Source organism: Streptosporangium sp. NPDC006013 (genome assembly GCF_040614275.1).
GTDB lineage: Bacteria > Actinomycetota > Actinomycetes > Streptosporangiales > Streptosporangiaceae > Streptosporangium.
This window is the reverse complement of the sequence record NZ_JBEXUE010000858.1, coordinates 1-2,098: the sequence shown is the minus strand read 5'-3', so window position 1 is coordinate 2,098 and position 2,098 is coordinate 1. Positions and strand designations below refer to the sequence as shown.

Here is a 2,098-nt window from a genome sequence, read left to right as displayed (position 1 = left end):
TAATCCACTCTGGATCGGATGGACGCCCCCTGCTTGCTAGTTCACTACCAGGTGCAACTGTCGGAGCCCGAGATGCTCCCCGCCCCGTAAGTAGCCGTTACGCGGATCGTGGCCGTTCCCGACCCGCTGCCCGTGGAGGCGGTATGGGTTGGAGCACTCCAGGAACCAGACGAAGAAGCGTAGACGTTGGTCCCGCCTCCGAAGGCGTAGCTTGTGCCGTTGCTGTGGTTTTCGCCGACGACCCAGTCGGCTTCAACCAAACCACCTCGGGGAAAGCCCACCCCCCACGTCTTGTACGAGTACGTGTTGGCGGTCTTGTTGCAGGTGATGTCCACGAACAGCTCAGGCGTGACCGCACTGGCAGAGGGGATACCCGCCGCGAGAATGGCTGCCAGAGCTGCGAGGCCGACTCCGAGACGCTGGACTTTACGGGCGACGGAGCCGCGCTGATGCCTCACGCTCTGTGAGTCACGGGACGCGGGGGACAGCATGGATCGAACGCGCATGCAGTATGCTCCTTTGTGCATCGAAACGGTGCGCTGCGGGCGGATGGGCCTGCCACGGATTCCTCCGCCCGCAGTAGATCATGACAAGTCTTTTTGACTTTCCACAATTCTTGCGCAAGAAAAGAAGCCCTGATAAGGGCACTCATTTTATTATTTGGCGCATCCTCGACTTATTTTTTCGGCCCGCCGAAATTTCATCGAATCCAAGTAGAATTTACCTGCGGTTCGTTGCAGGATGTGCCTCAATCAACACGGACAGCATTGCGTTATTTTGGGTTTCGGATACACCAGTCCTCAGCCTTGCTTGCTCCTGAAAAAAGATGACACTTGCCGCATCGAGACCCTGTGTATCTATGATTTCACTTAGGGTGCACCATATCGGGCGCTCAAGCACCTCGAAGCAACGCCAGTCTGTCTTGCTGAACGACGAAGTTTCAATGACGGCGGATCTGGCTATCTATTTGACAAAGTAGTGACCGGCATTTTCCTGTTTCCACTTGGCGCCGCCGAGGGGAAAAGGCAGCAGGGAGTGGCGCGGACACGGCACCGGCCCGCCTCGGGGAAAGTGGGAACGCGCCAGTGGGGACTGGTGATCGGCTACCTCACCTCTCGGCTTCCTGGGCCATGCGCTCCAACTCCTCCGCCGCCCGGAGATAAGCGTCTTTCCTCACGCCACTCGCGGTGGCCGCGGCGATCCGGGACTCCTCGGCCTGGTGCCTAAGCCCGTCCTGGTTCTTCTTCGCGCTGTTCTTCATAGAGGTTCTCCTGCCTGGACAAACGGCCCCCCGGTCCGAGTTGCTACAGACCCCACCAGCAGGCCTGACGCCGGAATCGAAGATCGAGCGGGTCAGGACACCGTCTCCTCACCGTCAGCCAGTCCTGCCTAGCCGCCCTGGCCAGGGCTTCGTAGCGTCCGCTGTGATAGCGCACATCTCGATACCCGACGGCGAGGGGTATGTATGGGATTTTGGGAACGCTTCACCATGGGCAGGAACAGCGTCAACGGGCACGCCCCTAATCCACCGCCAGCCACCCCGCCTGTCGTCGAACTGGCGCCCGTCGTTCCGCGCACCGAACCCCGCATGTCGACAGACTTGGGCGACGCGCTGACGGCCTACTGGCGCAGTGGGATCTGGTGGGGCGGCCCAGGCCTCATCGCGTGGATGATCAACAACGGTCACATGTCCGAGGCCGCGTACGCGCTGGATGAGGTCCTGAAGGTGCCGAGCCTGCCCGAGAAGCAGCGGCGGGCGTTGCTCGGACAGCGCAAGAGACTGGAGGCCTTGGAACGCCGGGCCCAGGAAAAGCCGACGCTCCACCGACCTGACACCCCATCGAGCGAACAGCCCGGACAGCCCCCCTCCAGCACCGCGACGGCGACTTCCGGCGCGCCCCCGGAACCGGCGGGTGATCTGAGCCCGTGACCGGCTGAGGGCCTCGCCGTCATCCGGTGCTTGAGCGGCTGCGAGCGCGGGAAAAGGCTCTGCGGACCAACTGACTGGTAAGACTCTCGGGAGCGTTCGTGGCCGGCTGCGTGGCCGCGACGGTGCTGGTGAACCGCAGGGACCTGCTGTCGCTGGCGGTCTCTCCGC

2 protein-coding genes and 1 pseudogene are annotated in these 2,098 nt (G+C 62.2%); 2 read left to right on the top strand and 1 reads right to left on the bottom strand.

Annotated features, from left to right (window positions below):
- Positions 1–1,108: 1,108 nt before the first annotated feature.
- The gene (locus tag ABZ260_RS50375) at positions 1,109–1,261 is read right to left on the bottom strand and encodes a hypothetical protein (RefSeq protein WP_355632898.1); all 153 of its coding nucleotides are present in this window, start codon (positions 1,259–1,261) and stop codon (positions 1,109–1,111) included.
- A 327-nt stretch (positions 1,262–1,588) separates the two neighbouring features.
- On the opposite strand from ABZ260_RS50375, the gene ABZ260_RS50370 reads away from it, so the two are divergent.
- Both ABZ260_RS50370 and ABZ260_RS50365 read left to right on the top strand, forming a co-directional pair.
- Complete coding sequence (locus ABZ260_RS50370) at positions 1,589–1,930, top strand: hypothetical protein (protein WP_355632895.1); 342 nt, start codon at positions 1,589–1,591, stop codon at positions 1,928–1,930.
- A gap of 98 nt (positions 1,931–2,028) precedes the next feature.
- A pseudogene (locus ABZ260_RS50365) lies at positions 2,029–2,098 on the top strand (hypothetical protein); the annotation flags it as partial.

Excerpts from the sequence above, each read along its gene's own strand:
- ABZ260_RS50375 (WP_355632898.1), bottom strand. The coding sequence starts at position 1,261 with ATGAAGAACAGCGCGAAGAAGAACCAGGACGGGCTTAGGCACCAGGCC.
- ABZ260_RS50370 (WP_355632895.1), top strand. The coding sequence starts at position 1,589 with ATGTCGACAGACTTGGGCGACGCGCTGACGGCCTACTGGCGCAGTGGG.